We start from the raw sequence: 23,932 nt of genomic DNA on the forward strand, positions 1-23,932 counted from the left end.
CTATCCCTTCGTGCAGGCTAATCGTCATTTACATTCTTTAAGCTGCGCCAGCCCTCAACCCGGGAGGCGCTCTCTGACTTCATTTATAGGGGACTTCGATGTCCGTACGACGCACACGCAAAGACGATGGCAGCCAATGGACAGTTGCGGACAGCCGCAGTGTTTACGGGATTCGCCATTGGGGGGCCGGGTATTTCGCGATCAATGACGCCGGTCGCGTCGAAGTTCGTCCGAACGGTCCGACCAGTTCGCCCATCGATCTGTTCGAGCAAGTCGACCAGCTGCGTAAAAGCGGCCTGTCCTTGCCATTGCTGGTCCGTTTCCCGGACATCCTGCAAGATCGCGTCCGTCAGCTGACCGGTGCCTTCGATGCCAACATCGAACGCCTGGAATACCAGAGCAAGTACACCGCGCTGTACCCGATCAAGGTCAACCAGCAGGAAGCGGTGATCGAAAACATCATCGCTACCCAGGACGTGTCCATCGGCCTGGAAGCCGGCTCCAAGCCGGAGCTGCTGGCCGTGCTGGCCCTGGCGCCGAAGGGCGGTACCATCGTCTGCAACGGTTACAAGGACCGTGAGTTCATCCGTCTGGCGCTGATGGGCCAGAAGCTGGGCCACAACGTGTTCATCGTGATCGAGAAAGAATCCGAGGTCGGCCTGGTGATCGAGGAAGCCGCCTCGCTGAAGGTCAAGCCTCAGGTCGGCCTGCGGGTTCGCCTGTCGTCCCTGGCGTCGAGCAAATGGGCCGATACCGGTGGCGAGAAATCCAAGTTCGGCCTGTCGGCGGCGCAGTTGCTGTCGGTGGTCGAGCGCTTCCGCGCGGCGGGCCTGGACCAGGGCATTCGCCTGCTGCACTTCCACATGGGCTCGCAGATCGCCAACCTGGCGGACTACCAGCATGGGTTCAAGGAAGCGATCCGTTACTACGGTGAGTTGCGCAACCTGGGCCTGCCGGTCGATCACATCGACGTCGGTGGCGGGTTGGGTGTCGACTACGACGGCACGCATTCGCGCAATGCCAGTTCGATCAACTACGACATGGACGATTACGCCGGTGTCGTGGTCGGTATGCTCAAGGAATTCTGCGATGCGCAGAGCCTGCCGCACCCGAACATCTTCTCCGAGAGCGGCCGCTCCCTGACGGCTCACCACGCCATGCTGGTGGTGCAAGTGACGGACGTCGAGAAGCACAACGACGACATGCCGAAGATCGCCAACAAGGAAGAACTGCCGGAAACCGTACAGTGGCTGGTGGACCTGCTGGGTCCGACCGACATCGAGATGGTCACCGAAACCTACTGGCGCGCGACTCACTACATGAGCGACGTGGCGACCCAGTATGCCGATGGCAAGCTGACCCTGGCCGAAAAAGCCCTGGCCGAGCAATGCTACTTCGCCGTGTGCCGTCGCCTGCATAACTCGTTGAAGGCGCGTCAGCGTTCGCACCGCCAGGTGCTCGACGAACTCAATGACAAGCTGGCCGACAAGTACATCTGCAACTTCTCGGTGTTCCAGAGCCTGCCCGACACCTGGGCCATCGGCCAGGTCCTGCCGATCCTGCCGCTGCACCGTCTCGACGAAGAGCCGCTGCGCCGCGCCGTGCTGCAAGACCTGACCTGCGACTCCGACGGCAAGATCAAGCAGTACGTCGATGAGCAGAGCATTGAAACCAGCTTGCCGGTGCATGCGCTGAACGACGGTGAAGACTACCTGCTGGGGATTTTCCTGGTAGGCGCCTACCAGGAAATCCTGGGCGACATGCATAACCTGTTCGGTGACACCGACTCGGTGAACATCTACCAGAATGCCGATGGCAGTGTTTACCACGCCGGTATCGAGACCCACGACACCATCGAGGACATGCTGCGTTATGTGCACTTGTCGCCAGAAGAACTGATGACGCACTACCGCGACAAGGTTGCCAGCGCCCGAATCAGTGCTTCCGAGCGCACTCAGTTCCTCGACGCGCTGCGTCTGGGCCTGACTCGTTCGTCTTACCTGTCTTCCTGAGGTCAGTCACCGCTGTGACCAGGCTGTCTGAAAGTTTTCCGTACGCTGCGGAAATTTCAGATAGTCCGGTGCGGCGGTTCTTCATTTTTATAAAGATGTTTAGTCGCGTCGCACTATCAACGTTGGCGTTTCTTCATTTCGCGTAGGCTTTTTCCCAAGTTGTATTTCGGCACTCTACTCGGCCATGTCTCTCAGCGAGAATCCCCGGCCGCCCCTCCTGTAGAGAAACGTCGATGTCCGATCCAGTCAACGAACCGTCATTTCGCCTGGAGATAGCGGGCCAGTCCCAACCCTTTACGGTTGCCGCCTTTACCGGCCATGAATCCATCAGTGCGCCCTATGTTTTCTGGCTGGAGTTGCAGCTCGATGAAAGACAACTGGACCTCGCCAGCCTGATGTATTGCCCGGCCTATCTGTGCTTCGGGGAGGCGCGCGCCGGTATCCATGGACAGATTCATGACCTGGCGCCGCTTCACGGTGGCGCGAAGCCGGGGCTCTGGCAGGTGTCGTTTGGACCGAGACTGGCCTGTCTGGCGCAACGCTTCAGTCAGCGGATCTTCAGCCGGCAGTCGGTCCCGCAGATCCTTGCCCAGGTCCTGAGGGAGCACGGCATCGCTGAGAAGGCCTGTCGGTTTGCGCTTCGGGGCGATTACCCGGCGCTGGATGTGTGCACCCAATACCGCGAGTCCGACCTGGCATTTGTTCAGCGCCTGTGCGAGCTGGCGCGGATTCATTACTTCTTTCGACACCGCCGGGGCAGTCACTGCCTGATCTTTACCGACACCCTGGGCTGCGAATCCGTTGGTACGAGCGAGTCCTACGACGTCGAGGGCGCCACACCTGCAATCAGGCACTTCAAGGTGCATGCGCAAAGCCGGGAGGGCGACCCGCAGCGCCCCACGTCGATCCGCGCAGAAGCCGAAACAGACCTGCCGACCCTGCGCAGCGGTTGGGTTCTGACATTGTCGGGGCACGCCTGTACGGCGTGGAACGGTCAGTGGTTACTGTCCCGGGTCGAGCACGCGGGCAACTCCATGCCAGTGCCGCACTACCGCAACCGCTTGTGGGCGATGCCGGCTGACAGGCCGTTCGAGCCTGATGAGCCGCACCCGAAACATCGAATGAGGAGCGTACAGCGTGGCTGGATAGTCCATGTCGAGGGAACGCATCTCGATTCGACGGGGCGGGTCGCCGTGCAGTTCGACTGGTTGTATCAGGGCGAAGGCGCCAGCCCGAGCCATTGCTGGCTACCGGTTGCTACCCGGTTGTCGGGCGAGGCGATTGCAGGCCTCGCCGCTGGGGTGGAGGTCTGTGTGAGCTTCATCGATGGCGATCCTGACCAACCGTTGATCACGGGGATCTTTCAGCCGGCGATGCTCCCCGGGGACGCCGTGCGGCATCCTGAGACGCCTTCGGCCTCAGGTCGCGAGGCCTTGCTGCACCTGCAGATCAATGCGGCGATGTTTGTGGGCGCCGAGCAACAGCTTCAGCTCTCCAGTGGTCAGGCGCTGACCGTTGATGCCTACACACAACGACACTTCAAGGTGGGTTGCAGTGAGGTGCGTTTTGACGGTACCGACCTGTGCTTGTCCAGCCCGAGCATTCATCTCAAGGCGGCGGACCCCGCACCGGTCACGGCGACCACGGCGGAGTGGGAGGCGCTATCCCCGGCGGCGCACCGTGATTGGCTGGCACAGGTCCGGAGCAGTCAGCCGCTGGTGCTGCTGTGCCTGTTGCCGGGAGGTGGGAGGTGGGAGTTTGCGCCATTGCCGGCAAACGGTTTGCGTCTGTCGCATGGCCGCCGGGTTTGGTCAAAGTGGTGTGGCATGAGTGTGACCCAGGCGGCTCAATGGTTTTTGCTGGATGTCCCGGGTGCGCCGGACACCGGGTGGAAGCTGCAGCAATGTTATGCCGATGCACCGCGCCATGGATTGTTCGAGAATACCGATCTGCATGCCTTGCGTGACCAGGGGCCGCAGTTGGTGGAACTGTCGACCCAACCGGCGCTGGCGCAATGCGTTCACGAAGCGCCGCTGGACTGGCCGGGCCTGTTGCTGGAGACATCGGCCTCGGTGCAACCGTTGCTCGGACACCTGCGGCGAATGCTCACAGTCACGTTCGGGCTGCATTACAAAGGCCTGCTCAGTTACTACAACCCCTACACCGCCAGCTATTTCTTTGATGGCTGCGATGCCCGCGACTTGAGCCGCTGGCTGGGGCCGATCGACAAGCTGTACTGGTACGGCGGCACCTGGGCGGATCGGGCGATGGGCAGCCTGGGCTGGCAGCAATTGAGCCGTCCGCCCTTGTTGGTCGGCGCGCTGGCGATCGAAGACAACCTCAGCTTGCGCCAGCAGGGCCAATTGCAGGCGTGCATGCTGGAACGCCACGCCTGGTGCTGGAACCAGACGACAGGGCATGACTATGGCTTGATCTGGTCCTGTGTGCAGGAAGGGCTCGAGCTGGGCTTCAGCGACAGCCCTGTGCTGGATGGCTGGCTGCGACTGCGCTTGCAGTACCCGTCAGCGGCACTGGAGGCGCCGTTGCCGGGACGCACTCAGCAGGAGCGGCTCGACAGTTTGCGCAACCGTTGGCAGAACGGCCCATCCTGAATCCCGGGCCCAGGCCTATTGCTAGTCAGTTAAGGCTAGGGTTGCTCAATACATCCCCCGTGGCGAGGGAGCTTGCTCCCGCTGGGGTGCGAAGCGCCCCCCTAACAAAGCTATTGCGGTCTTTCAGAATGAACTCGGCGATAGTTTTTTGGGGCTGCTATGCAGCCCAGCGGGAGCAAGCTCCCTCGCCGCGGGCCCCTAACTCGCTTAAAACGTTTCTTAATTGAACAGCATTAGGCCCAGGCCGGTATTTGCCGGCTCAGCGAGCGTGACCGGCAAACCACCCGTCGTGCTTGCGCAAGTGCCAGGCAAACGCAGCCAGGGTGAGGCTGCGCAGTACCATGAACAGCAAGAAGGTCAGCCAGAGTCCATGGTTGCCCAACCCATGCAGCGCCCAGGCAAATGGCAGTAGCAGGATGACCGTCAAGAGCATGCCGTTGCGCATTTCCCGCGCGCGGGTAGCGCCGATGAACAGGCCATCGAGCAAGTAGCTCCAGACCGCGATCAACGGCAATACCGCGAGGTACGGCAAGTAGATGAAGGCCGTGTCGCGCACACTCGGTATGTCCGTCTGCAGGGCAATGAACAGATGGCCGGCGCACAGGAACAGCAGGGCAAAGCCCAGGCTGGCGATCAATGACCAGCCACAGGCCACGACCAGTGAGCGGCGCAAGGCCTCACGGTCACGGGCGCCGATGGCGTGGCCACAGAGCGCTTCCACGGCATGGGCCAGGCCATCCAGGGCATGCGCGGTCAGGAGCAAGCCGTTGAGCAGCAGGGCATTGGCGGCAACCGTCGCATCGCCCAGGCGCGCACCTTGAACCGTGACCATGAAGAACACCGATTGCAGCAGCAGGCTGCGGATGAAGATGTCGCGGTTGACCGCCAACAGGGGGCGCCAGCTCTGCCAGAGCGCCAGTGCAGCCCAGGCGATATGCCCGGGGTAGGCACGCAGGGCGCCGCGGGTCATGGCCAGGCCCAGCAGGGCGCCGGTCCATTCGGCGATCACCGAGGCCCGGGCCGAGCCGACGACGCCCCACTCAAGGCCAATGACGAACCACAGGTTCAGGGCGATGTTCACCAGATTGGTGGTCAACAGTATCGCCAGCGGCGCACGGGCGTTCTGGGTCCCGAGGAACCAGCCGACCAACGCATAGCTGGCGAGGGCGGCGGGCAAGCCAAACAGACGGGTATGGAAAAAGTCCCGGGTCAGTTGGTCAAGCTCGGCGGACGGTTGCATGAAGTGCAGCGCCACGCCACTGAGCGGCACGCCCAGCGCACCGAGTAGCAAGGACAGGCCCAGCGCCAGCAACAAGCCCTGTAGCAGGATCTGCCGCAACGCCGCGCCGTCGCCCCGTCCGGCGGCCTGCGCGGCGAAGCCGGTGGAGCCCATACGCAGAAAGCCCATGGCCCAGGCCAGGAAGGTGTACAGGCTGGCACCCACCGCGACCGCCCCCAACTGATGGGCATGGGGCAGGTGGCCGATCACGGTGCTGTCGACCAGCGCCACCAGCGGCACGGAAATGTTCGAAAGAATCATCGGCGCGGCCAGCGCCCAGACACGACGATGGGTGGCACGATCGCGCCAGTCGGTGATCAGGGTAGACATTCAGGCTCCTTGCGAGAGCGGGCATTGTAGCGGTAGATCCTGAAAGAAGGTGGTCCGGGGGAAAACCGCAAGGGGAGCAGGTCGTGCTTGAGAACCCCTCTCCCCGTCGTCGATCAATCTGATCAGCCTGGCAAGCGCTTGGGCTATAGTTACCCCCTTCGAGACTCCTGCCCGCGAGTGCCCCATGCTTAACAAAGGACTGTTCCTGGCTTGTGTACTGACATTGCTCAGCGCCTGCGATTCATCGACCCCCGACAAGACAGCGGCCCCCGCCGCGCCGACTGCAACGGCCACGGCACCCAAGGTCGTGCAGGACATGGCCGTGCTGAAACAGCGTTATGCCGGGCGTGAGCTGAGCGTGGTGGATGTCTCGGAAATCCAGCTCGACGGTGCCAGCACCTTGTCGGTGAGTTTCTCGGTGCCGCTGGACCCGCAGCAGAAATTCGCGGAAAAGTTGCACCTGGTGGACAGCAAGAGCGGCAAGGTCGATGGCGCGTGGGAGCTTGCCGACAACCTGATGGAACTGCGCCTGCGTCACCTTGAGCCGCAGCGCAAACTGGTCCTCACCGTCGATGCCGGGCTGGTGGGGGTCAACGACGCGAAGCTGGCCGCCGAATTCGTCAGCCGCCTGGAAACCCGTGACCTGCAACCGACCGTGGGCTTTGCCAGTCGTGGCACCTTGTTGCCGACACGCCTGGCGGAAGGGTTGCCAGTGATTGCCTTGAACGTCGACAAGGTCGATGTCGAGTTCTTCCGTATCAAATCCGAATCGCTGCCGACGTTCCTCGCCCAGTGGGGCCGCAACAACAGCCTGCAAAGCTATGAATCCCGCGAGCTGCTGCCCATGGCCGAGCTGGTGTATGGCGGTCGTTTCGACCTGAACCCGGCGCGCAACACCCGTGAAACCCTGCTCTTGCCGATTTCCGGCCTCAAGCCGTTGCAGCAGCCAGGCGTCTATCTGGCGGTGATGCGCGCCTCCGGTACGTACAACTACTCGCAACCGGCCACCCTGTTCACCCTCAGTGACATTGGCTTGTCGGTGCACCGTTACCAGAATCGCCTGGACGTGTTCACCCAGGCACTGGATGGCGGCAAGGCCCTCGACGGCATCAGCCTGGAGCTGCTCGACGCCGATGGCCGGATGGTTGCCCAAGGCAAGACCGGGCAGGGCGGCCATGCCGAGTTGCCGCTGCCGAAAAAGGCCGAGGTGCTGCTGGCCCATCAGGGCGAACAGACCAGCCTGCTGCGACTCAACAGTGCGGCGCTGGACCTGGCCGAATTCAACATTGCCGGACCGCAGGCCCACCCGTTGCAGTTTTTCGTGTTTGGCCCGCGTGACCTCTACCGTCCCGGCGAAACCGTACTGCTCAATGCCTTGTTGCGAGACAAGGACGGCAACGCGGTCAAGCCGCAGCCGGTCAGCGTCGAGGTGCGGCGCCCGGATGAGCAGGTCAGCCGCAAGTTTGTCTGGGACGCCGATGCGTCCGGCCTCTACCAGTATCAACTGCAACTGGCCGCTGAAGCGCCGACCGGGCGCTGGCAATTGGTGTTCGACCTGGGTGACGGCAAACCGCAGCTCTACGAGTTCCTGGTGGAAGACTTCCTGCCCGAGCGCCTGGCCCTGGACCTCAAGGGCAGCGACGTACCGATCAAGCCCGCCGACACCGCCGAAGTCGCGGTCAATGGTCGTTACCTGTACGGCGCCCCTGCCGCAGGCAATCGCTTGAGCGGCCAGGTGTATGTGCGGCCGCTGCGTGAAGCGGTCAAGAGCTTGCCTGGCTATCAGTTCGGCTCGGTCACCGAAGAGGAGTTGAGCCAGGACCTGGAGCTGGAAGAGACCGCCCTGGATGAAGACGGTGAAGTCCTGATCTCCCTGGACAGCAAGTGGGCCGAGGTCAAGTCGCCGCTGCAACTGATCGTCCAGGCCAGCCTGCAAGAGTCCGGTGGCCGGCCGATTACCCGGCGCGTGGTGCAACCGGTATGGCCGGCGGACCACATGCCGGGGCTGCGTGCCTTGTTCGATGGCGCGGAAACCGATGGTGACGTCCCGGTTGAGTTCGAGCTGTTGGTGGCCAACCCTGAAGGCCAGAAACTGGCGGCCGACAACCTCAAGGTGCGCCTGATCCAGGAGCGCCGCGACTACTACTGGAACTACTCGGACAACGATGGCTGGAGCTATCACTTCAACGAGAAGTTCCTCAACCTGGCCGAAGAGTCCGTCAGCATCAAGGCCGGTGGTACGGCCAAGGTCAGTTTCCCGGTGGAATGGGGACCTTACCGCGTCGAAGTCGAAGACCCGCAGACCGGCGTCGTCAGCAGCCTGCGCTTCTGGGCCGGCTACCGCGCCCAGGACAACGCCGAAGGCGGCGCGGTACGTCCGGACCAGGTGAAGCTGGCGCTGGACAAGCCCGCCTATGGTGATGGCGACACGGCCAACGTCACGGTCACGCCGCCAGCGGCCGGCAAAGGGTATCTGTTGGTGGAATCGGCGGATGGCCCGTTGTGGTGGCAGGCTATCGATGTGCCGGCCGAAGGTAAAAGCTATGCGGTGAAACTCGATCCGAAGTGGTCGCGCCACGACCTGTATGTCAGCGCACTGGTGATTCGTCCCGGCGAGCGCAAGGCTAACGTCACCCCCAAGCGCGCGGTTGGCGTGTTGCATCTGCCGCTGGACCGGACTCAACGCAAGCTCGGCCTGAGCCTGGCAGTGCCGGAGAAAATGCGCCCGAAACAACCGCTGAGCGTGAAGATTCAAGCGAAGAACGCCGATGGCAGTGTGCCGAAACAGGTGCATGTGCTGCTGGCTGCCGTTGATGTCGGCATCCTCAATATCACTGAGTATCCGACCCCGGATCCTTACTCCAGCCTGTTCGGCCGCAAGGCCTATGGTGCCGACCAACTGGATGTCTACGGGCAACTGATCGAAGCCGGGCAGGGTCGGTTGGCCAGCCTGGCGTTCGGGGGCGACGCGGCACTCGCCAAGGGGGGCAAGCGCCCGGACACCAGCGTGACCATCGTTGCCCTGCAAAGCGCACCGGTGACCCTGAACGAGCAGGGCGAAGGCGAGGTCAGCGTCGACATCCCGGACTTCAACGGTGAGCTGCGGGTGATGGCCCAGGCCTGGACCGATGAACGCTACGGCATGGCCGAAGGCAAAACCGTGATCGCCGCACCCTTGATCGCCGAACTGTCGGCACCGCGTTTCCTCGCCGGTGGCGACCAGACCACCCTGGCGCTGGACCTGTCGAACCTCTCGGGCAAGGCACAGAAGCTGGAGGTGCAACTGAGCACCGAAGGTCAACTGGACTTGGAGGGCGAGACCGCGCACAGCGTGGCGTTGACCCAGGGCCAGCGCACCACGCTGCACATCCCGGTGCGCGCGCTGGGTGGTTTCGGTCAGGGCAAGGTCAAGGTCCTGGTCAACGGTCTCGACTTGCCGGGCGAGAGCCTGCCGCCGTTCACCCGCGAGTGGACCCTGGGGGTGCGTCCGGCGTATCCGGCGCTGCTCAAGCACTATCGCGCGGTGCTCAAGGACCAGCCGTGGACCTTGCCTGAAGGGCAGTTGTCGCAGTTCGAAGTGGCCGGGCGCGAAGCCTTGCTCAGCCTGTCGAGTCGGCCGCCGCTGAACCTTGGCGAACAGATTCGCGCGCTCAAGGCTTACCCTTACGGTTGCCTGGAACAAACCACCAGCGGGCTCTACCCGTCACTGTATGCCGATGCCGCCAGCCTGAAACGCCTGGGGCTGGAAGGTGATCCGGACGCCGAGCGCAAGCGCAAGATCGAATTGGGTATCGAGCGCTTGCTGGGCATGCAGCGCTACAACGGCAGCTTTGGCCTATGGGGCGCCGATGGCGAAGAGGAGTACTGGTTGACGGCTTATGTCACGGACTTCCTGCTGCGTGCGCGTGACCAGGGTTTTGCCGTACCGCCCGAAGCCCTGAAAAAGGCCAGTGAACGGCTGTTGCGCTACCTGCAGGAGCGCAACCTGATCGAAGTGAACTACAGCGAAAACGACGAACACACCCGCTTTGCCGTACAGGCGTATGCAGGCCTGGTGCTGGCTCGCAGCCAACAGGCCCCTTTGGGGGCGCTGCGCAGTCTGTTCGAGCGCCGTAGCGATGCCCGCTCCGGCCTGCCATTGGTGCAACTGTCGATTGCCTTGCAGAAAATGGGCGATCAACCCCGTGCCAAGCAAGCGTTGCTGGCTGGACTGGCGGCGTCACGTCAACCGAACGACTGGCTGGCCGACTACGGTAGCCCGCTGCGGGATCAGGCGTTGATCCTGGCGTTGCTGGAGGAGAACGACCTGGGCCAGGGTGCACGCGAAGAGCGTTTGTTCGAGCTGTCCGATCAACTGGCGGCCAGCCCGTACCTGTCGACGCAGGAGCGTAATGCGTTGTTCCTCGCCGGTCGTGGATTGCTGGGCCAGCCGGAAGCCAACTGGACCGCGCAATTGAGCAGCGGCAACGAAACCCGTGAGCTGAGCAACGACCAGCCGGGGCTCAAACTGGAGGGGCCGTTGCTGGCTTCGCCGCTGTCCCTGCGCAACGAAGGCAGCGAGCCGGTCTATCAGCAGCTGACGATCTCCGGTTATCCACAACACGCGCCGGTACCGGGTGGCGAGAACCTGAGGATTCGCCGCGAGTACCTGGGCATGAACGGCCAGCCGCTGGACCTCAGCGACCTGGCCAGCGGCGATCTGGTGCTGGTGCACATTGCCGTCAGCGCCAAACAGCGCGTGCCGGACGCACTGGTGGTGGACTTGTTGCCGGCGGGCCTGGAGCTGGAAAACCAGAACCTGGCACAAAGCGCCGCGAGCCTGGAAAACGCCAGCAGCCAGGTCAAGGAGTGGCGCGAGTCAATGCAGAACGCCAGCCTCAAGCACCAGGAGTTCCGCGATGACCGTTACGTGGCGGCAATGAATCTGGAGGGTCGCGAGACCTCGCACTTGCTGTACCTGGCACGGGCTGTCACCCCGGGTATCTACCGTGTACCGCCACCGCAAGTGGAGTCGATGTACCGGCCGAACTGGCAGGCCGTGGGTGAAACCGTACCGCAGATGGTGATCAAGGGGCGCTGAATACCCTCGGGGAATTGATCGTTCCTGCGCGCGAGCGTGGGAACGATCAAGTTGGGGCGCTGATCCGAATCAGTGAATCACCCAGCTCAGCACCCACAGCCCCAGCATCAGCCAGATAACCCCGGCGATAATCGATGCACGCATGAAGGCGCGAATAGCCGAGTACAGCAGCATCAAACCGATGAGCAATGCGATGATGCTGATGACCGAGGTGTCCATGCCCAGTGCCTGCGACAGGCCTTCGACAAAATTGCCACCGGCGGAAGTCAAGGTATTGAACAACCCACTGAGCACCTCGACGATGAACCGGATGACCGACCCCAGCGCCTGGCCGAGCCACTCGAAAAAGCTTTCTACCTGCATGTGTGCGTCCTGATGAAAGTCTGTAGGGGCATTGCCAGCGCTGAACCTTTGGCCGTTGCGTGCAGGCTGGAGTTCCCTTGAGGCATAGAGGTTTGCGGTGTTGAGAGTGCGGATGATAGCGCAGCACATGCGTTCCCTGTGGGCGCGGGCTTGCCCGCGAAGGGCGCGACGGGGTGTGCCAGGCAGGGCGCGTTCGCCGGCCCGCAGGCTTCTGCGGGTTGGCCGTTGGGTTGTGGGCGGGTTGTTGCTGGTGGTTGCGCTGCTCTGGCTGGCCGATCGGATCTGGCCACTGCCCTTGCCCGGGGACGATCTGGCGCGGGTGGTGCTGGCCGAAGACGGCACGCCGTTATGGCGCTTCGCCGATGCCAATGGCGTATGGCGTTATCCGGTCGACACGTCGCAGGTGTCACCCGACTACCTCGACGCGCTGCTGACCTATGAAGATCGCTGGTTCTACCAGCACCCGGGGGTCAATCCCCTGGCCCTGGGCCGAGCCGCGTGGCAGAACCTGTTCGGCGGGCGAGTGTTGTCCGGTGGCAGCACCTTGTCGATGCAGGTGGCACGTCTGCTGGATCCGCATTCGCGAACGCTGGCGGGCAAGTTGCGTCAACTGTGGCGGACCGGGCAGTTGGAGTGGCACTTGACCAAGGATCAGATTCTCACCCTGTACCTTAACCGCGCACCGTTCGGCGGTACCCTGCAAGGGGTGGCGGCGGCGAGTTGGGCGTATCTGGGCAAGTCGCCGCTGCACCTGACCCAGGCCGAAGCCGCGCTACTGGCAGTGTTGCCACAGGCGCCGAGTCGCTTGCGTCCGGACCGTCATCCGGCGCGTGCGCAAGCCGCGCGCGACAAGGTGTTACGCAGGCTCGCGGCGTACCGGGTGTGGCCGCAGGCCGTGGTCGATGAAGCCCTGGAAGAACCCTTGTTACTGGCGCCACGCCTGGAGCCGAGCCTGGCACCGCTGTTGGCGCGGCGGTTGAACCGCCCGGACAGCCCACCGCTGATTCGCACCACCCTCGACGCCAACCTGCAGCGGCGGCTTGAAGACTTGTTGCTGGGCTGGCGCGCGCGTTTTCCGGAGCACACCTCGGCGGCGATTCTGGTGGTCGAGGCAGAAACCATGGCCGTGCGTGCCTACCTGGGATCGGTGGACATCAACGACACCCGACGCTTTGGTCATGTCGACATGATCAGTGCCATGCGCTCTCCCGGCTCGACCCTCAAGCCTTTCCTCTACGGCATGGCATTGGACGCCGGGCTGATCCATTCCGAGACCTTGTTGCAGGACGTGCCACGACGTTATGGCGACTATCGACCGGGCAATTTCTCCATGGGCTTCAGTGGTCCGGTAGCGGCCAGCAGCGCGCTGTCGACGTCACTGAACCTGCCCGCGGTGCAGTTGCTGGAAGCCTATGGGCCGAAACGCTTTGCCGCCGAAATGCGCATGGGCGGCATGCCCTTGGCCCTGCCACCGCTGGCCGAGCCGAACCTGTCGTTGATCCTTGGCGGTGCCGGCAGTCGCCTGGAGGACCTGGTCAGTGGCTACAGCGCATTCGCCCGTGGTGGCAAGAGCGCCACCGTCCGTTTGCAGCCTGACGATCAACTGCGCGAACGACCGCTGCTGTCGCCGGGCTCGGCGTGGATTGTGCGGCGGATTCTCAGTGGCCAGGCCCGTCCCGACCGTGACCCGCGTGCCGAGTTGGTGCAGCGTCCGCTGCTGGCCTGGAAAACCGGTACCAGCTACGGCTTTCGCGATGCCTGGGCCATCGGCGTCGGCCCGAGTTACCTGATTGGCATCTGGATCGGACGTCCGGACGGCACGCCGGTGCCGGGGCAGTTTGGCCTGGCCTCGGCGGCGCCGTTGATGCTGCAAGTGCATGACCTACTGATCAACCGCGACAGCCAGCGCGGCATCAGCGCACCGGTACAGGCGGTGCCCGCGAATGTCGGGGTCGCGGCGATCTGTTGGCCGCTGGGCCAGCCGATGAGCCGCAGCGACCCGAACTGCCGCCGCCAGCGCTTCGCCTGGACGCTGGACGGCACCACGCCGCCGACCTTGCAGGCCCTGGACCAGCCCTTGGGCGTGGGCCTGGTGGAAAAGATCTGGGTCAATGGCAAAGGGCTGCGGGTCGACAGCAAATGCCCGGGCGCCGTGGCGCGGGATATCGCCTTGTGGCCGGCACCGCTGGAGCCCTGGTTGCCACGCATCGAACGCCGTGAAGCACGCGTGCCGGCCAATGATCCGGATTGCCCGGGACCGGTGCTGGCGGCGTCTTCACCGCTGTCGATTGTCGGCGTGCGCGACGGTGATCAGGTGCGCCGGCCCGCGGCCAGTCGGGAACGGCTGCGGCTGAAGTTATCGGCGCTGGGTGGCACTGGACGGCGTTGGTGGTTTGTCAACGGTACCCCCTTGGGCGACAGCGCCAATCAGGACAGCATCAATGCCACCTTTGAACAGCTGGGACGCGTCGAGTTGAGCGTGCTGGACGAAGGTGGGCAGACCGCGCGGGTCGAGTTCAGCGTGGTCGATTGACCCACCGATTGACCGAGCTTGCCTTCATCGGCCATCCGCCCGAAGCTATACGCCTTCAGGAGAGCCCGATGAACCTTGTTGAACTGACCGAACGCCTGCACAGCATCCGCGACCGCAATGACTGGCGGCAATTTCACAGCCCGAAAAACCTGGCCATGGCCGCCAGTGTGGAAATGGCCGAACTGGTGGAAATCTTCCAGTGGCTGAGCGAGGACCAGTCGCGGCAACTGCCGCCGGAAAAGCTCGCCCATGCCGGTCAGGAAGTCGGTGATATCGTGCTTTATCTACTGCTGTTGTGCAGCGAACTGGGGTTGGACATGGAACAGGTCGTGCGCAGCAAACTGGCGGATAGCGAACGGAGGTTCAGCTGATGAGCGACCGTCATTTCGATCAGTTGGCGACTCGTTTCGCCGAAAAAATCTACGGCGGGGCCAAAGGCGCGATCCGCCTGGCAGTGCTACAGGCTGACCTGGCCGAGACCCTGCCGGATCGTCCATTGCGGGTGCTGGATATCGGCGCGGGCCTGGGCCACATGTCGCTGTGGCTGGCCGAGCGCGGCCATCAGGTCACCCTGGCCGAACCCGCCGAACCTATGCTGAACGGCGCTCGCCAGCGATTCGCCGACGCCGGGCAAACCGCAACCTTCATCCAGGCACCCTGGCAGGAACTGCTGGGACAACTGACAGAGCCCTATGACCTGGTGCTGTGTCATGCGGTGCTGGAGTGGCTGGCAGAGCCCCACGCGATTCTGCCCGTGCTGCATCAGCTGACCACTCAGGACGGCTGGCTGTCGCTGGCGTTCTATAACCGTGATGCCTTGATTTACCGCAACTTGCTCAAGGGCCATTTCCGTAAGATGCGCAAGAACGACATGGCGGGGGAGAAACAGAGCCTGACTCCGCAAATGCCCCTGGATCCACGGGAGTTGGCAGCACAACTGCAAAGCTTGTGGACGGTCGAAACCCAGAGCGGTGTGCGGGTTTTCCATGACTACATGCCGGTGGAGTTCCAGGCCCGCGCCGAACTGATCGACCTGCTGGAAATGGAACTGGCCCACCGTCGGCATCCGACGTTCGCCGGGCTCGGGCGTTACCTGCACTGGATCTGTCGTCCGGCCTGAAGCCGGCATCTGTGGAGAGCACCATGAAACGCCACCCGGGATTGATCCTGCTGTGCCTGGGGCTTGTCGCCTGCCAAGGCAGCAATCCGTATGTCGCCAGCTCCAACCCGTTGCCACCGGCCCCGCCGCAAGCCGCCAAGACCTTTGACCGCAGCGCCTATCCGGCCGCGCCTCGAGATTATGCCCGTTACCGCAGTTGGGCCTGGCTCGACGGCCAGTTGCCCAGCGGTTCGACCTGGGCCGACTCGGCGCAGATCGCCGAGTTGGTCAGCAATGCCCTGGACCAACGGGGCTTGCGCCCGTTGCATGACAACAGTCCGGCCGATCTGTGGGTCAGCGCCGAGTTGCAACAGGACACCCGGCTGCAACAAGCGCAGGATGACTACGGGTATGGCGCCTACGGTGGCTACAACCGCTACGGTGGCGGCTATGGCAGTGGTTACGGCATGTACAACACCGTTCCCGTCGTGCGCACCTACACGGTGCAAGTGCTGGTGGTCAGGGTAGACCTGTACGACGCCGAAACCGGGCAACTGGTCTGGAGTACCAGTGCCGAAACCGGCCTCGACGACAACGAAACCCAGCGTGCAAAAGCATTAAGGGAGGCTGTAGAAAAGGCGGTAGCGGCGTATCCTCCCGGTTAATGATACGCATTTGGTTGCGTGTCCGAACCGGAGAAAAATCATGTTTCGCCGCCTCGCTTTACTGGCCTGTGTCGTGCTGCTCAGTGCTTGCCAGTCCAACCAGATCAATCACGACTATGACGCCAGCCGCGACTTCAGTGCCTATCGCAGCTGGAGCTGGAAAGAGCCGGCCCTGCAATACCGTCCCGATGATCCGCGGATCAAGAGTGACCTCACCGAGCAACGCATTCGCCAGTCCGTGGCCGATCAGCTCGACCAGCGTGGCCTGCGTCCTGCCGCCGGCGGCAGCAAGGGTGATCTCAATGTGCAGACTTACCTGATCGTCGAGGAGCGTCAGCAACAGGTCACCACCAACTACGGTGGCGCCTGGGGCAATCCCTGGAACGGCTACTATGGCGCGCCGATGTACAACGAAACGCGCAACGTGACCTACAAGGTCGCCACCTTGCAGATCGACCTGATCGACGGCAAGGACGGCAAGCTGGTGTGGCGCGGCAGTGACGAGCAGATGCTCAGCAGTTCGCCGAATCCCACTGATCGCAGCAATGCGATTCGCGAGACTGCCCGACGGATCCTGAGCAACTACCCACCGAAGTAAGTCTGGAGGGGAAAGGCCGAGCCTTGACTACACTTCGAGCACTACTGGAGGTAGCGTCTGGCCGTGTGCCAGCAACGGAGTGCTCGATGTCTCCACGTTCGCGGTTATGCGGTCCGGCCCGACAGGGTGGGGTGATTGGATTGATCACCGCGTTTCAAACTGCCAGCAGGAGCGCTACGAAGTTTTTCCAGGGCTACATCGGTGGCCGTCAACGGGATGAATGGCGGCACATCACGCACCACCACCGGTTGGCGAGTCTGGTCTTCGGCATTCGCGATGGTTTTTCAACCACGGTGGGGGGCGCAAGAGGCGGAACAACCGATTCTGCAATCGGAGCCGGTTGCGGGCTCAAGACCAGTCCCCAGTATCCGACAATGATGGCTGCGACAAACAAGAGTCCAGCCAGCCCCATGGTGACACGACTGTTCATGACGGCTCTCCCTTTCCTGCTGCATCATCGGCTCGTGACACTCGACGAGATAACTTCGCAATCTGGCAGCTATGAACAAGCAACGATTTGGCTATTTGAAGGTAGCGCAGCTAATCCAAAATGCCACTACTGAACTTGAAAATACCCCCCGAAAGATGAGGTCCCTGTAAAGCTAAGTTATTTGGGTGTCTACGGCCGGATTACTACTTTGTGATTAGTTGGTTCTTACAGTTGCTGGAGAGGGCTTTGCTGACAATGCTCCGGTGGCACAGAGAAATCATGTCGCAGTTCCGTTCATTCGCGCCTTTGGCGCAAGGAGAAGTCTGATGACCCTTCACGTGCTGGTACTCAAAACCCGTCAGCTTTTCGATCGGACCGAAGGCGCATCAGCGATTGAGTACGCTATTGTTGCTGCAATGGTCGCCACGTTGGTGGTGTTGTTTATCTCACCGATCGGCACTGAGGTTTTCAATATATTCAACGATGTTCTCAAAGGGTTGGGTGGCACTGCGGTGGTCAAGCCGGCCTGACAAGTTGATCAAGTCGCAAGCATCGACAACAGTGGTTTGATCTTGGTTTTTTCGCTATGGGTACACCACATGACTGAGCTTTCCATGCCACGACAGCAACTCCTGTTGGTGGACGATGAAGAAGACGCCCTGTTGGAGTTGGCTGAACTGCTGGAGGGTGAGGGCTTTTGTTGCCTCACGGCGACTTCAGTCAAACTTGCCCTGCAGCATCTGACTCGCCACCCCGATATCGCGCTGGTCATCACGGATCTGCGCATGCCCGAAGAAAGTGGCATGTCGTTGATCCGCCGTCTCCGTGAGCACACCTTGCGTCAACACTTGCCGGTGATTGTCACCTCGGGTCATGCCGACATGGATGATGTCAGTGACCTGTTGCGCCTGCAGGTGCTGGATCTGTTTCGCAAGCCCATTTATCACATCCGTCTGCTGGAAACCCTGAACAACCTTTTTCCACAGCCACAATTGCAATCGGTCACGCATTGAACGCAACATGAGAGTGTGACCACGACAAGCAAGCGACCCGCCATGAGCGTAATGCTGTTCAGTTAAGGATAGGGTTGCTCAATACATCCCCCGTGGCGAGCGAGCTTGCTCGCGCTGGGCTGCAGAGCAGCCCCAAAAACTATCGTCGAGCTCGTTCTGAAAGACCGCAGTCGCTTTGTTGGGCGCGCTTCGCGCACCAGCGCGAGCAAGCTCGCTCGCCACGGGTCTCTCACCCGCTTCAAGCCTTTCTTAACTGAACAGCATTGCGCCATGAGCGAGTCGTTCTGTTTGTGCTGTCCTACAACTGGTAACTGAAACTGATGCTGTAGCGTGTGCGCCGGTTGAAGGTGTCCAGGGCTTCATCGGACATGGCCTTGCCGGCTTCCAGAGCAACGTTGTAGTACTTGGCATCGCCCAGGCGCAGGCCGAGGGCGGCGGAGGACAGGTTGCTGCCTTGTACCGGCAAGGTGTTGAACCAGGTCTTGGCCTGGTCCAGAGGATGCGCACCCAGCTGCCGTCGCGGTTGTAGCTGTAGTTGACCTCGTAGGCGACGCCCCAGCCTTTGTCACCCGAGGCCTGGTCGTCGGGGTAGCCACGGCCGAAGTTCTGCCCGCCGAAGACGGCGCGCTCGCTGTCGGGCAGGGTGTCGTCGGTCCAGTACAGCGCGGCCGACAGCACGCCTTGCCAGTTGTCGAAGAACGTGTTGCTTTGCACGCCCGAGAGCCGCAGAAGTCCAGGTCGTAGGTCGAGTCATCGCTGTTGGTGCCCATGCCATCGATACCCTGGTACAGGCCGCCACTGAGAATACGCAGTTGGCGGTCATCGGCCTTGCGCCAGTCGCTTTCAATGGCCAGGGCGCGGATGTCGGTTTTGATATCGACCGTGCGCCCGTCACCGACCACGGTGTAGCGCGTCTTGTCATCCACCGCATACAGCCTGGCACCGGCGTTGAGTTGCTGGGTCGGCGCGGCGATCAGCGCATGGGTGAACCCCATCGAGTAGCGGTCGTTCTCGCGGTGGGACTTGAGTTGCAGGCCGTTGTCCAGCAGCAGGATGGTGGCCGGGTCGGCACGATAGCCCCCAGTGCCTCCTGTACCTTCACCGCTGCCGGAGCCATCGCCTCCCGCAGTGCCTGCCGCGGCATCCGGTGACGAACTGTCGGATGCGCTGTGATGACCGCCACCGCCGCTGCTACAGCCCCCCAGTGAGAGGCTCAGCACCAGGGCCAATGCAGTACTGGTTTTCAACAAAACGTGAGTGTTCATGAGTGAGTTTCCTTGCACCTGTCACAACTGTTTTTATTTTCGAGGGCTTGCCGATTCTTGTGCCGGCAATGCCTCGTCCGTTGTGTACATATCTAATACAGGGGCTGTTTCACGCCATTCTCAACTTGGTATTAACAACTTATATACAAGGGTGGGGACCCTGCCAAACGACTAATACCAAGGGTGTGGTTGCTGATCGTGGCTTGTGAAAAATTCCTTTTAAATCAACAGGTGTGTGTTTCTATGGGGCTGCGTGGCGGATAAAAAACTTAAGTGATATATATACAATTAACCATGTTGGGCCGAGCCGGATTAAACGGTGCCTACACGTTGGGAGTCGAGTGCGTATACTGCATCCCCAATCGATTCCCTGGAGAACATCATGCCGGCTCCCGTCTGGTGGTTACTGTGTCTGCCGTTTGTTGCCGGTGCGTTTTTACCGCTGCAAGCCGGCATCAATGGGCAACTGGCCAAACAGGTTTCCAGTGTGCTGGCCGCCGCATTGATTTCGTTTTTTGTCGGCACCATGGCGTTGTTGCTGCTGGTGATGATCCAGCGTGAAGCGCCGACATTGACGGCGCTCAAGAGCCTGACCTGGTGGCACTGGAGCGGCGGTTTGCTGGGGGCTTTTTTCATCACCACCGCGGCGTTCGCCGGACCGCGAATCGGCGCGATGCTGTTCATGGCGCTGGTGCTGGCCGGGCAACTGGGCATGGCCCTGGCGCTGGATCATTTCGGTTGGGCGGGGTTTCGCGAGGCGCCCGTCAGCGCCGGCAAAATTGCCGGCCTGGTGCTGGTTCTGGCCGGTGTTTTTCTCATTCGGCGCGGCTAGGCAGGGCTATCGGCCGCCAGGCGCCAAGCATGTGCTCAAGTTCCCCGGCACCGATCAATTTCAGCTCGCCACGGGCATCCGCGGCGCTGGCCAGCAAGACAACCTCACTGGGTAACCGCACGGGCTTTTTGAACTGCACCGCGATCTCGTAAGCCGAATCTGGAAGGCGGCCACTGAGTGCGGCCAATGTGCGCGCCTTGACCCACAACCCGTGGGCGATGGCCCGGGGGAATCCGAACAGCCTGGCACTGGCGGTGCTCAGGTGTATCGGGTTGTAGTCCCCCGAGACCTTGGCGTACTGGCGGCCGATCTCGCCGGGTGCCCACCAGCGGGTCACTTCGTTCATGGGCGCAGTGGTATCCGCTGCCGGCTCGACGGCTTCGCCGGCTAGCGCGACCCCTTTGCAGAGCATCTGGCTTTCGGCTTCCCAGAGCAGCCCCAGCGCGTCATCCACGCAAGTGATCAAGTCGAACGTTGCGCCCTTGGCATGAGGTTGCAGGTTTTGCACCCGCACACTGACCTGCACCCGGCAGACACCGCCCAAGGGCCGCAGCACACGGATACGATTGGCCAGGTGCACCAGCCCCAGCAGCGGGAACGGGAACGCCTTGTCAGTGAGTAACTGCAGTTGCAAGCCGAACGCCAGCACCTGGGGGTAGGTCGCTGGCAGCAAGCCGCTTTCGGGAAAACCGCAGACTTTACGGTAGGCCGCCAAGTGACCGGCATCGACGCTGAGCCAGCAGCGCAAGCCCACATCGGGCAACTCGGTACCGGTGATTTTGCGGCGCGTCGCTGCCCGCCAATAGAGCGCCGACCAGTGGGGGGCGCTGTTCAATAATTGCCAGTCCGTCGCCATGATCAAGCCCCCAGTACGCTTTGCCCACACACCCGCAGCGCTTGCCCGCTGACCGCGCCACTGCCCGGTTGGGCCAGCCAGGCCACGGCTTCGGCGACATCCTGCGGCAGCCCTCCTTGCCCCAGTGAGCTCATGCGTCGTCCGGCTTCGCGCAGGGCGAAGGGAATGTGTGCGGTCATTTGGGTTTCGATAAAACCGGGTGCTACGGCATTGATGCTGATCCCGCGCGCTCCCAGCAGCGGAGCCCAGGCCTGTGCCAGCCCGATCAGCCCGGCCTTGCTTGCGGCATAGTTGGTTTGCCCGCGGTTGCCGGCAATGCCGCTGATCGATGCCAGCAGGATCACCCGTGCGTTATCGTGCAGGGTGCTGCTGTCGAGCAGTGCCTTGGTCAGCACTTGCGGGGCATTGAGGTTGACCGCCAGCACCGCGTCCCAGAACTCCGGCGTCAGGTTGGCCAGGGTTTTGTCGCGGGTGATACCGGCGTTATGCACCAGGATGTCGATGCCTTCAGGCAATTGTTCGACCAACCGGGTGGCGGCGTCTTCAGCGCAGATATCCAGGGCAATGCTGTTGCCGCCCAGGCGTGCGGCGAGGGCGTCGAGGTCGGCTCTGGCCGAGGGCACGTCCAGCAGCACCACTTCGGCCCCGTCGCGGGCCAGGGTCTCGGCAATCGATGCGCCAATGCCGCGAGCGGCCCCGGTCACCAATGCCTTGCGTCCCGCCAGCGGCCGGGTCCAGTCCTGTACCTGAGTCGCGCAGGGATCGAGTCGCACGACCTGACCCGAGACATAGGCGGATTTGGGCGAGAGGAAAAACCGCAGCGCGCCTTCGAGTTGTTCTTCAGCGCCATCGCCGACATACAGCAACTGCAGGGTGCCGCCGCTGCGCAGCTCCTTGGCCAGCGAGCGGCTGAAGCCTTCCAGTGCACGTTGGGCGCTGGCGGCAAACGGGTCGACCAGGGTCTCGGGAGCCCGGCCGAGAATCACTAGGTGCGCGCAGTGATCGAGGTTTTTCATCAGTGGCTGGAAGAACTCGCGCAGCGCGTTGAGCTGCCCGGTGTGCAGCAGGTCACTGGCATCGAATACCACGGCCTTGAGCCTGGGCCCGTGGCCTGGAATCCAGGCCTGGGCCACCAGCGGTTCCGGTCCGTAGCCGTAGATTTGCTCGGTGAGCTTGCTGGCCAGTGCGCCGACCTGCTGCGCCAGCGGGCCGCCGCCGATCAGCAACGCACCTTCGACCGGTCTGAGGCGACCGGCTTGCCAACGCTCCAGTCGGACCGGCGACGGCAGGCCCAGGGCGCCGACTACACGGTGGCCGAGGGACGAGTTGGCGAAGTCGATATAGCGGTCTGACATGGAACACGCTCCGGCAGCAGGGGTTCAACGTGTGGACCCTGCCTGGTGATCAGTCGTTCGATTCAAGAGATAAGGCCTACGCTTGTGGGGTGTGGCTTTCACAGAATAGGAGCTTTTCATGACTCAGTTGCGCCGCGTGGCAATCATTGGCGGTAACCGCATTCCGTTTGCCCGCTCCAACTGCCCCTACGCCACCGCCAGCAACCAGGCGATGCTGACCGCCGCGCTCGAAGGCCTGATCGAACGTTACAACCTGCACGGGTTGCGCCTGGGGGAAGTGGTGGCGGGGGCCGTGCTGAAGTTGTCGCGGGACATGAACCTGACCCGCGAATGCGTGCTGGGCTCACGGCTGTCAGCGATGACGCCGGCCTACGACATCCAGCAAGCCTGCGGCACGGGCCTGGAGGCGGCGCTACTGGTGGCGAACAAGATTGCCCTGGGGCAGATCGACTGCGGCATTGCCGGTGGCGTCGATACCACGTCGGATGCACCGATCAGCGTCAGCGAAGGCCTGCGCAGGATTCTGCTGCAGGCCAACCGCGGGAAAACCACGGGCGACAAGCTGAAAGCCTTCCTGCAATTGCGTCCCCGGCATCTGATCCCGGAGTTCCCGCGCAACGGTGAGCCGCGCACCGGTTTGTCCATGGGCCAGCACTGCGAGTTGATGGCACAGACTTGGGGCATTGCGCGCGCCGAGCAGGATCAACTGGCCCTTGAGAGCCATCAGAAACTGGCCGCAGCCTACGCAGAGGGCTGGCACAAGGATTTGCTGACGCCATTTCTGGGCCTGACCCGCGACAACAACCTGCGCCCGGACGTGACCTTGGAAAAACTGGCCGGGTTGAAGCCAGCCTTCGAAAAAAGCACCCTGGGCACCCTGACCGCGGGTAATTCGACGCCCCTGACCGACGGCGCCTCGGTGGTGTTGTTGGCCAGTGAACAATGGGCGCAAGCGCGCGGCTTGCCGATCCTCGCGTACTGGCGCGACGGTGAAGCGGCGGCGGTGGACTTCGTCAACGGCGCCGAAGGGCTGTTGATGGCACCGGTCTACGCGGTGCCACGGTTGCTGGCTCGCAATGGCCTGAGCTTGCAGGACTTCGACTACTACGAAATCCATGAGGCCTTCGCCGCACAAGTGCTCTGTACCTTGAAAGCCTGGGAGGATGGGGACTACTGCAAAACCCGGCTTGGCCTCGATGCGCCCCTGGGGGCCATTGACCGCAGCCGGCTCAATGTCAAAGGCAGCTCCTTGGCGGCCGGGCACCCGTTCGCGGCGACCGGAGGGCGGATTGTCGCCAACCTGGCCAAGCTGCTGGAGGCGGCAGGGCAGGGGCGTGGCCTGATTTCGATCTGCGCTGCCGGCGGCCAGGGTGTGACCGCGATTATCGAGCGCTAGGCCCCGTGCCGATTGGTTGCCCGGTCGGCAGGCGGCGGTTGGCGTGATGTTCGGCCACGGGTTCATCCCTACGCCCGGGAGCGTGAAACGGTACTCCATTCGAGAAAAACCCTACGAAGGGTTGGCGGCTGGATCTCTGACGCTGTCGCCAATACCTTCTGAAACGGTGGTCAACAGGCTGCAGAGTCTCAGCTATGATTTCCATCGGCCGACA

At 62.4% G+C, this 23,932-nt stretch carries 16 protein-coding genes and 3 pseudogenes; 13 read left to right on the plus strand and 6 right to left on the minus strand.

Annotated elements, in window-relative coordinates; translation table 11 throughout:
• Positions 1-98 precede the first annotated feature (98 nt).
• The 3 genes and pseudogenes from speA (at position 99) to CKW25_RS05835 (ending at position 4,624) form a co-directional block, all read left to right on the plus strand.
• On the plus strand, positions 99-2,012 hold the full coding sequence (speA, locus tag CKW25_RS05825; RefSeq protein ID WP_095078244.1) for an arginine decarboxylase: 1,914 nt from the start codon (positions 99-101) through the stop codon (positions 2,010-2,012).
• 233 nt (positions 2,013-2,245) lie between these two features.
• Positions 2,246-2,875 (plus strand): annotated as a pseudogene (locus tag CKW25_RS27320) (contractile injection system protein, VgrG/Pvc8 family); the annotation flags it as partial.
• A gap of 963 nt (positions 2,876-3,838) precedes the next feature.
• Complete coding sequence (locus CKW25_RS05835) at positions 3,839-4,624, plus strand: DUF4123 domain-containing protein (RefSeq protein ID WP_095078286.1); 786 nt, start codon at positions 3,839-3,841, stop codon at positions 4,622-4,624.
• A gap of 259 nt (positions 4,625-4,883) precedes the next feature.
• Here the strand turns inward: CKW25_RS05835 and CKW25_RS05840 are convergent, their stop codons facing one another.
• Complete coding sequence (locus CKW25_RS05840; protein ID WP_095078245.1) at positions 4,884-6,233, minus strand: MATE family efflux transporter; 1,350 nt, start codon at positions 6,231-6,233, stop codon at positions 4,884-4,886.
• A gap of 184 nt (positions 6,234-6,417) precedes the next feature.
• On the opposite strand from CKW25_RS05840, the gene CKW25_RS05845 reads away from it, so the two are divergent.
• Positions 6,418-11,313 carry an alpha-2-macroglobulin gene (locus CKW25_RS05845; RefSeq protein WP_095078246.1) on the plus strand — a complete coding sequence of 1,632 codons (4,896 nt, stop codon included), beginning with the start codon at positions 6,418-6,420 and terminating at the stop codon, positions 11,311-11,313.
• 69 nt (positions 11,314-11,382) lie between these two features.
• Here CKW25_RS05845 and CKW25_RS05850 read toward each other — a convergent pair whose 3' ends face one another.
• Complete coding sequence (locus CKW25_RS05850) at positions 11,383-11,676, minus strand: hypothetical protein (protein ID WP_095078247.1); 294 nt, start codon at positions 11,674-11,676, stop codon at positions 11,383-11,385.
• 175 nt (positions 11,677-11,851) lie between these two features.
• On the opposite strand from CKW25_RS05850, the gene pbpC reads away from it, so the two are divergent.
• The 5 genes from pbpC to CKW25_RS05875 all read left to right on the plus strand — a co-directional run bounded on the left by pbpC (position 11,852) and on the right by CKW25_RS05875 (position 16,571).
• Positions 11,852-14,209 (plus strand): peptidoglycan glycosyltransferase PbpC, encoded by a 2,358-nt coding sequence (pbpC, locus tag CKW25_RS05855; RefSeq protein WP_256577934.1) that lies wholly within the window; start codon positions 11,852-11,854, stop codon positions 14,207-14,209.
• A gap of 68 nt (positions 14,210-14,277) precedes the next feature.
• Positions 14,278-14,580: a MazG-like family protein gene (locus CKW25_RS05860; RefSeq protein ID WP_095078248.1), complete on the plus strand. Its 303-nt coding sequence runs from the start codon at positions 14,278-14,280 to the stop codon at positions 14,578-14,580.
• Positions 14,580-15,329, plus strand: coding sequence for a methyltransferase (locus CKW25_RS05865; protein WP_095078249.1), 750 nt, complete (start codon positions 14,580-14,582; stop codon positions 15,327-15,329). Before CKW25_RS05860 ends, CKW25_RS05865 begins: the two co-directional genes overlap by 1 nt.
• 23 nt (positions 15,330-15,352) lie before the next feature.
• Entirely contained in the window at positions 15,353-15,973 is a 621-nt protein-coding gene (locus CKW25_RS05870; protein WP_095078250.1) for a DUF4136 domain-containing protein, read from the plus strand.
• A gap of 40 nt (positions 15,974-16,013) precedes the next feature.
• Positions 16,014-16,571, plus strand: a complete 558-nt coding sequence (locus CKW25_RS05875; RefSeq protein ID WP_095078251.1) for a DUF4136 domain-containing protein — start codon at positions 16,014-16,016, stop codon at positions 16,569-16,571.
• Between the two features lie 137 nt (positions 16,572-16,708).
• Here the strand turns inward: CKW25_RS05875 and CKW25_RS26940 are convergent.
• Positions 16,709-17,001 (minus strand): annotated as a pseudogene (locus tag CKW25_RS26940) (Flp pilus assembly protein CpaB); the annotation flags it as partial.
• Positions 17,002-17,327: 326 nt separating this feature from the next.
• On the opposite strand from CKW25_RS26940, the gene CKW25_RS05885 reads away from it, so the two are divergent.
• Together CKW25_RS05885 and CKW25_RS05890 are read left to right on the plus strand one after the other, a co-directional pair.
• Complete coding sequence (locus CKW25_RS05885; RefSeq protein ID WP_095078252.1) at positions 17,328-17,531, plus strand: Flp family type IVb pilin; 204 nt, start codon at positions 17,328-17,330, stop codon at positions 17,529-17,531.
• Positions 17,532-17,600: 69 nt separating this feature from the next.
• Positions 17,601-18,014 carry a response regulator gene (locus tag CKW25_RS05890; RefSeq protein WP_095078253.1) on the plus strand — a complete coding sequence of 138 codons (414 nt, stop codon included), beginning with the start codon at positions 17,601-17,603 and terminating at the stop codon, positions 18,012-18,014.
• Between the two features lie 298 nt (positions 18,015-18,312).
• On the opposite strand, the pseudogene CKW25_RS05895 reads toward CKW25_RS05890, so the two are convergent.
• Positions 18,313-19,090 (minus strand): annotated as a pseudogene (locus CKW25_RS05895) (ShlB/FhaC/HecB family hemolysin secretion/activation protein); the annotation flags it as partial.
• Between the two features lie 571 nt (positions 19,091-19,661).
• Here CKW25_RS05895 and CKW25_RS05900 point away from each other — a divergent pair.
• Positions 19,662-20,111, plus strand: coding sequence for a DMT family transporter (locus CKW25_RS05900; protein ID WP_095078254.1), 450 nt, complete (start codon positions 19,662-19,664; stop codon positions 20,109-20,111).
• On the opposite strand, the gene CKW25_RS05905 is transcribed toward CKW25_RS05900, so the two are convergent.
• Positions 20,095-20,967 (minus strand): MaoC family dehydratase, encoded by an 873-nt coding sequence (locus tag CKW25_RS05905; RefSeq protein ID WP_095078255.1) that lies wholly within the window; start codon positions 20,965-20,967, stop codon positions 20,095-20,097. The genes CKW25_RS05900 and CKW25_RS05905 overlap by 17 nt on opposite strands.
• A 2-nt stretch (positions 20,968-20,969) precedes the next feature.
• Positions 20,970-22,322 (minus strand): 3-oxoacyl-ACP reductase, encoded by a 1,353-nt coding sequence (locus CKW25_RS05910; RefSeq protein ID WP_095078256.1) that lies wholly within the window; start codon positions 22,320-22,322, stop codon positions 20,970-20,972.
• Positions 22,323-22,440: 118 nt separating this feature from the next.
• On the opposite strand from CKW25_RS05910, the gene CKW25_RS05915 reads away from it, so the two are divergent.
• Positions 22,441-23,718: an acetyl-CoA C-acetyltransferase gene (locus tag CKW25_RS05915; protein WP_095078257.1), complete on the plus strand. Its 1,278-nt coding sequence runs from the start codon at positions 22,441-22,443 to the stop codon at positions 23,716-23,718.
• Positions 23,719-23,932 lie beyond the last annotated feature (214 nt).

The sequence above is a fragment of the Pseudomonas sp. Irchel s3h17 genome, assembly GCF_900187505.1.
Classification (GTDB): Bacteria; Pseudomonadota; Gammaproteobacteria; order Pseudomonadales; family Pseudomonadaceae; genus Aquipseudomonas.

Excerpts from the sequence above, each read along its gene's own strand:
- CKW25_RS05860 (WP_095078248.1), top strand. The coding sequence starts at position 14,278 with ATGAACCTTGTTGAACTGACCGAACGCCTGCACAGCATCCGCGACCGC.
- CKW25_RS05905 (WP_095078255.1), bottom strand. The coding sequence starts at position 20,967 with ATGGCGACGGACTGGCAATTATTGAACAGCGCCCCCCACTGGTCGGCG.
- CKW25_RS05875 (WP_095078251.1), top strand. The coding sequence starts at position 16,014 with ATGTTTCGCCGCCTCGCTTTACTGGCCTGTGTCGTGCTGCTCAGTGCT.
- CKW25_RS05885 (WP_095078252.1), top strand. The coding sequence starts at position 17,328 with ATGACCCTTCACGTGCTGGTACTCAAAACCCGTCAGCTTTTCGATCGG.
- speA (WP_095078244.1), top strand. The coding sequence starts at position 99 with ATGTCCGTACGACGCACACGCAAAGACGATGGCAGCCAATGGACAGTT.
- CKW25_RS05840 (WP_095078245.1), bottom strand. The coding sequence starts at position 6,233 with ATGTCTACCCTGATCACCGACTGGCGCGATCGTGCCACCCATCGTCGT.
- CKW25_RS05865 (WP_095078249.1), top strand. The coding sequence starts at position 14,580 with ATGAGCGACCGTCATTTCGATCAGTTGGCGACTCGTTTCGCCGAAAAA.
- CKW25_RS05850 (WP_095078247.1), bottom strand. The coding sequence starts at position 11,676 with ATGCAGGTAGAAAGCTTTTTCGAGTGGCTCGGCCAGGCGCTGGGGTCG.
- CKW25_RS05890 (WP_095078253.1), top strand. The coding sequence starts at position 17,601 with ATGACTGAGCTTTCCATGCCACGACAGCAACTCCTGTTGGTGGACGAT.
- CKW25_RS05910 (WP_095078256.1), bottom strand. The coding sequence starts at position 22,322 with ATGTCAGACCGCTATATCGACTTCGCCAACTCGTCCCTCGGCCACCGT.
- CKW25_RS05870 (WP_095078250.1), top strand. The coding sequence starts at position 15,353 with ATGAAACGCCACCCGGGATTGATCCTGCTGTGCCTGGGGCTTGTCGCC.
- CKW25_RS05915 (WP_095078257.1), top strand. The coding sequence starts at position 22,441 with ATGACTCAGTTGCGCCGCGTGGCAATCATTGGCGGTAACCGCATTCCG.
- CKW25_RS05835 (WP_095078286.1), top strand. The coding sequence starts at position 3,839 with ATGAGTGTGACCCAGGCGGCTCAATGGTTTTTGCTGGATGTCCCGGGT.
- CKW25_RS05845 (WP_095078246.1), top strand. The coding sequence starts at position 6,418 with ATGCTTAACAAAGGACTGTTCCTGGCTTGTGTACTGACATTGCTCAGC.
- CKW25_RS05900 (WP_095078254.1), top strand. The coding sequence starts at position 19,662 with ATGCCGGCTCCCGTCTGGTGGTTACTGTGTCTGCCGTTTGTTGCCGGT.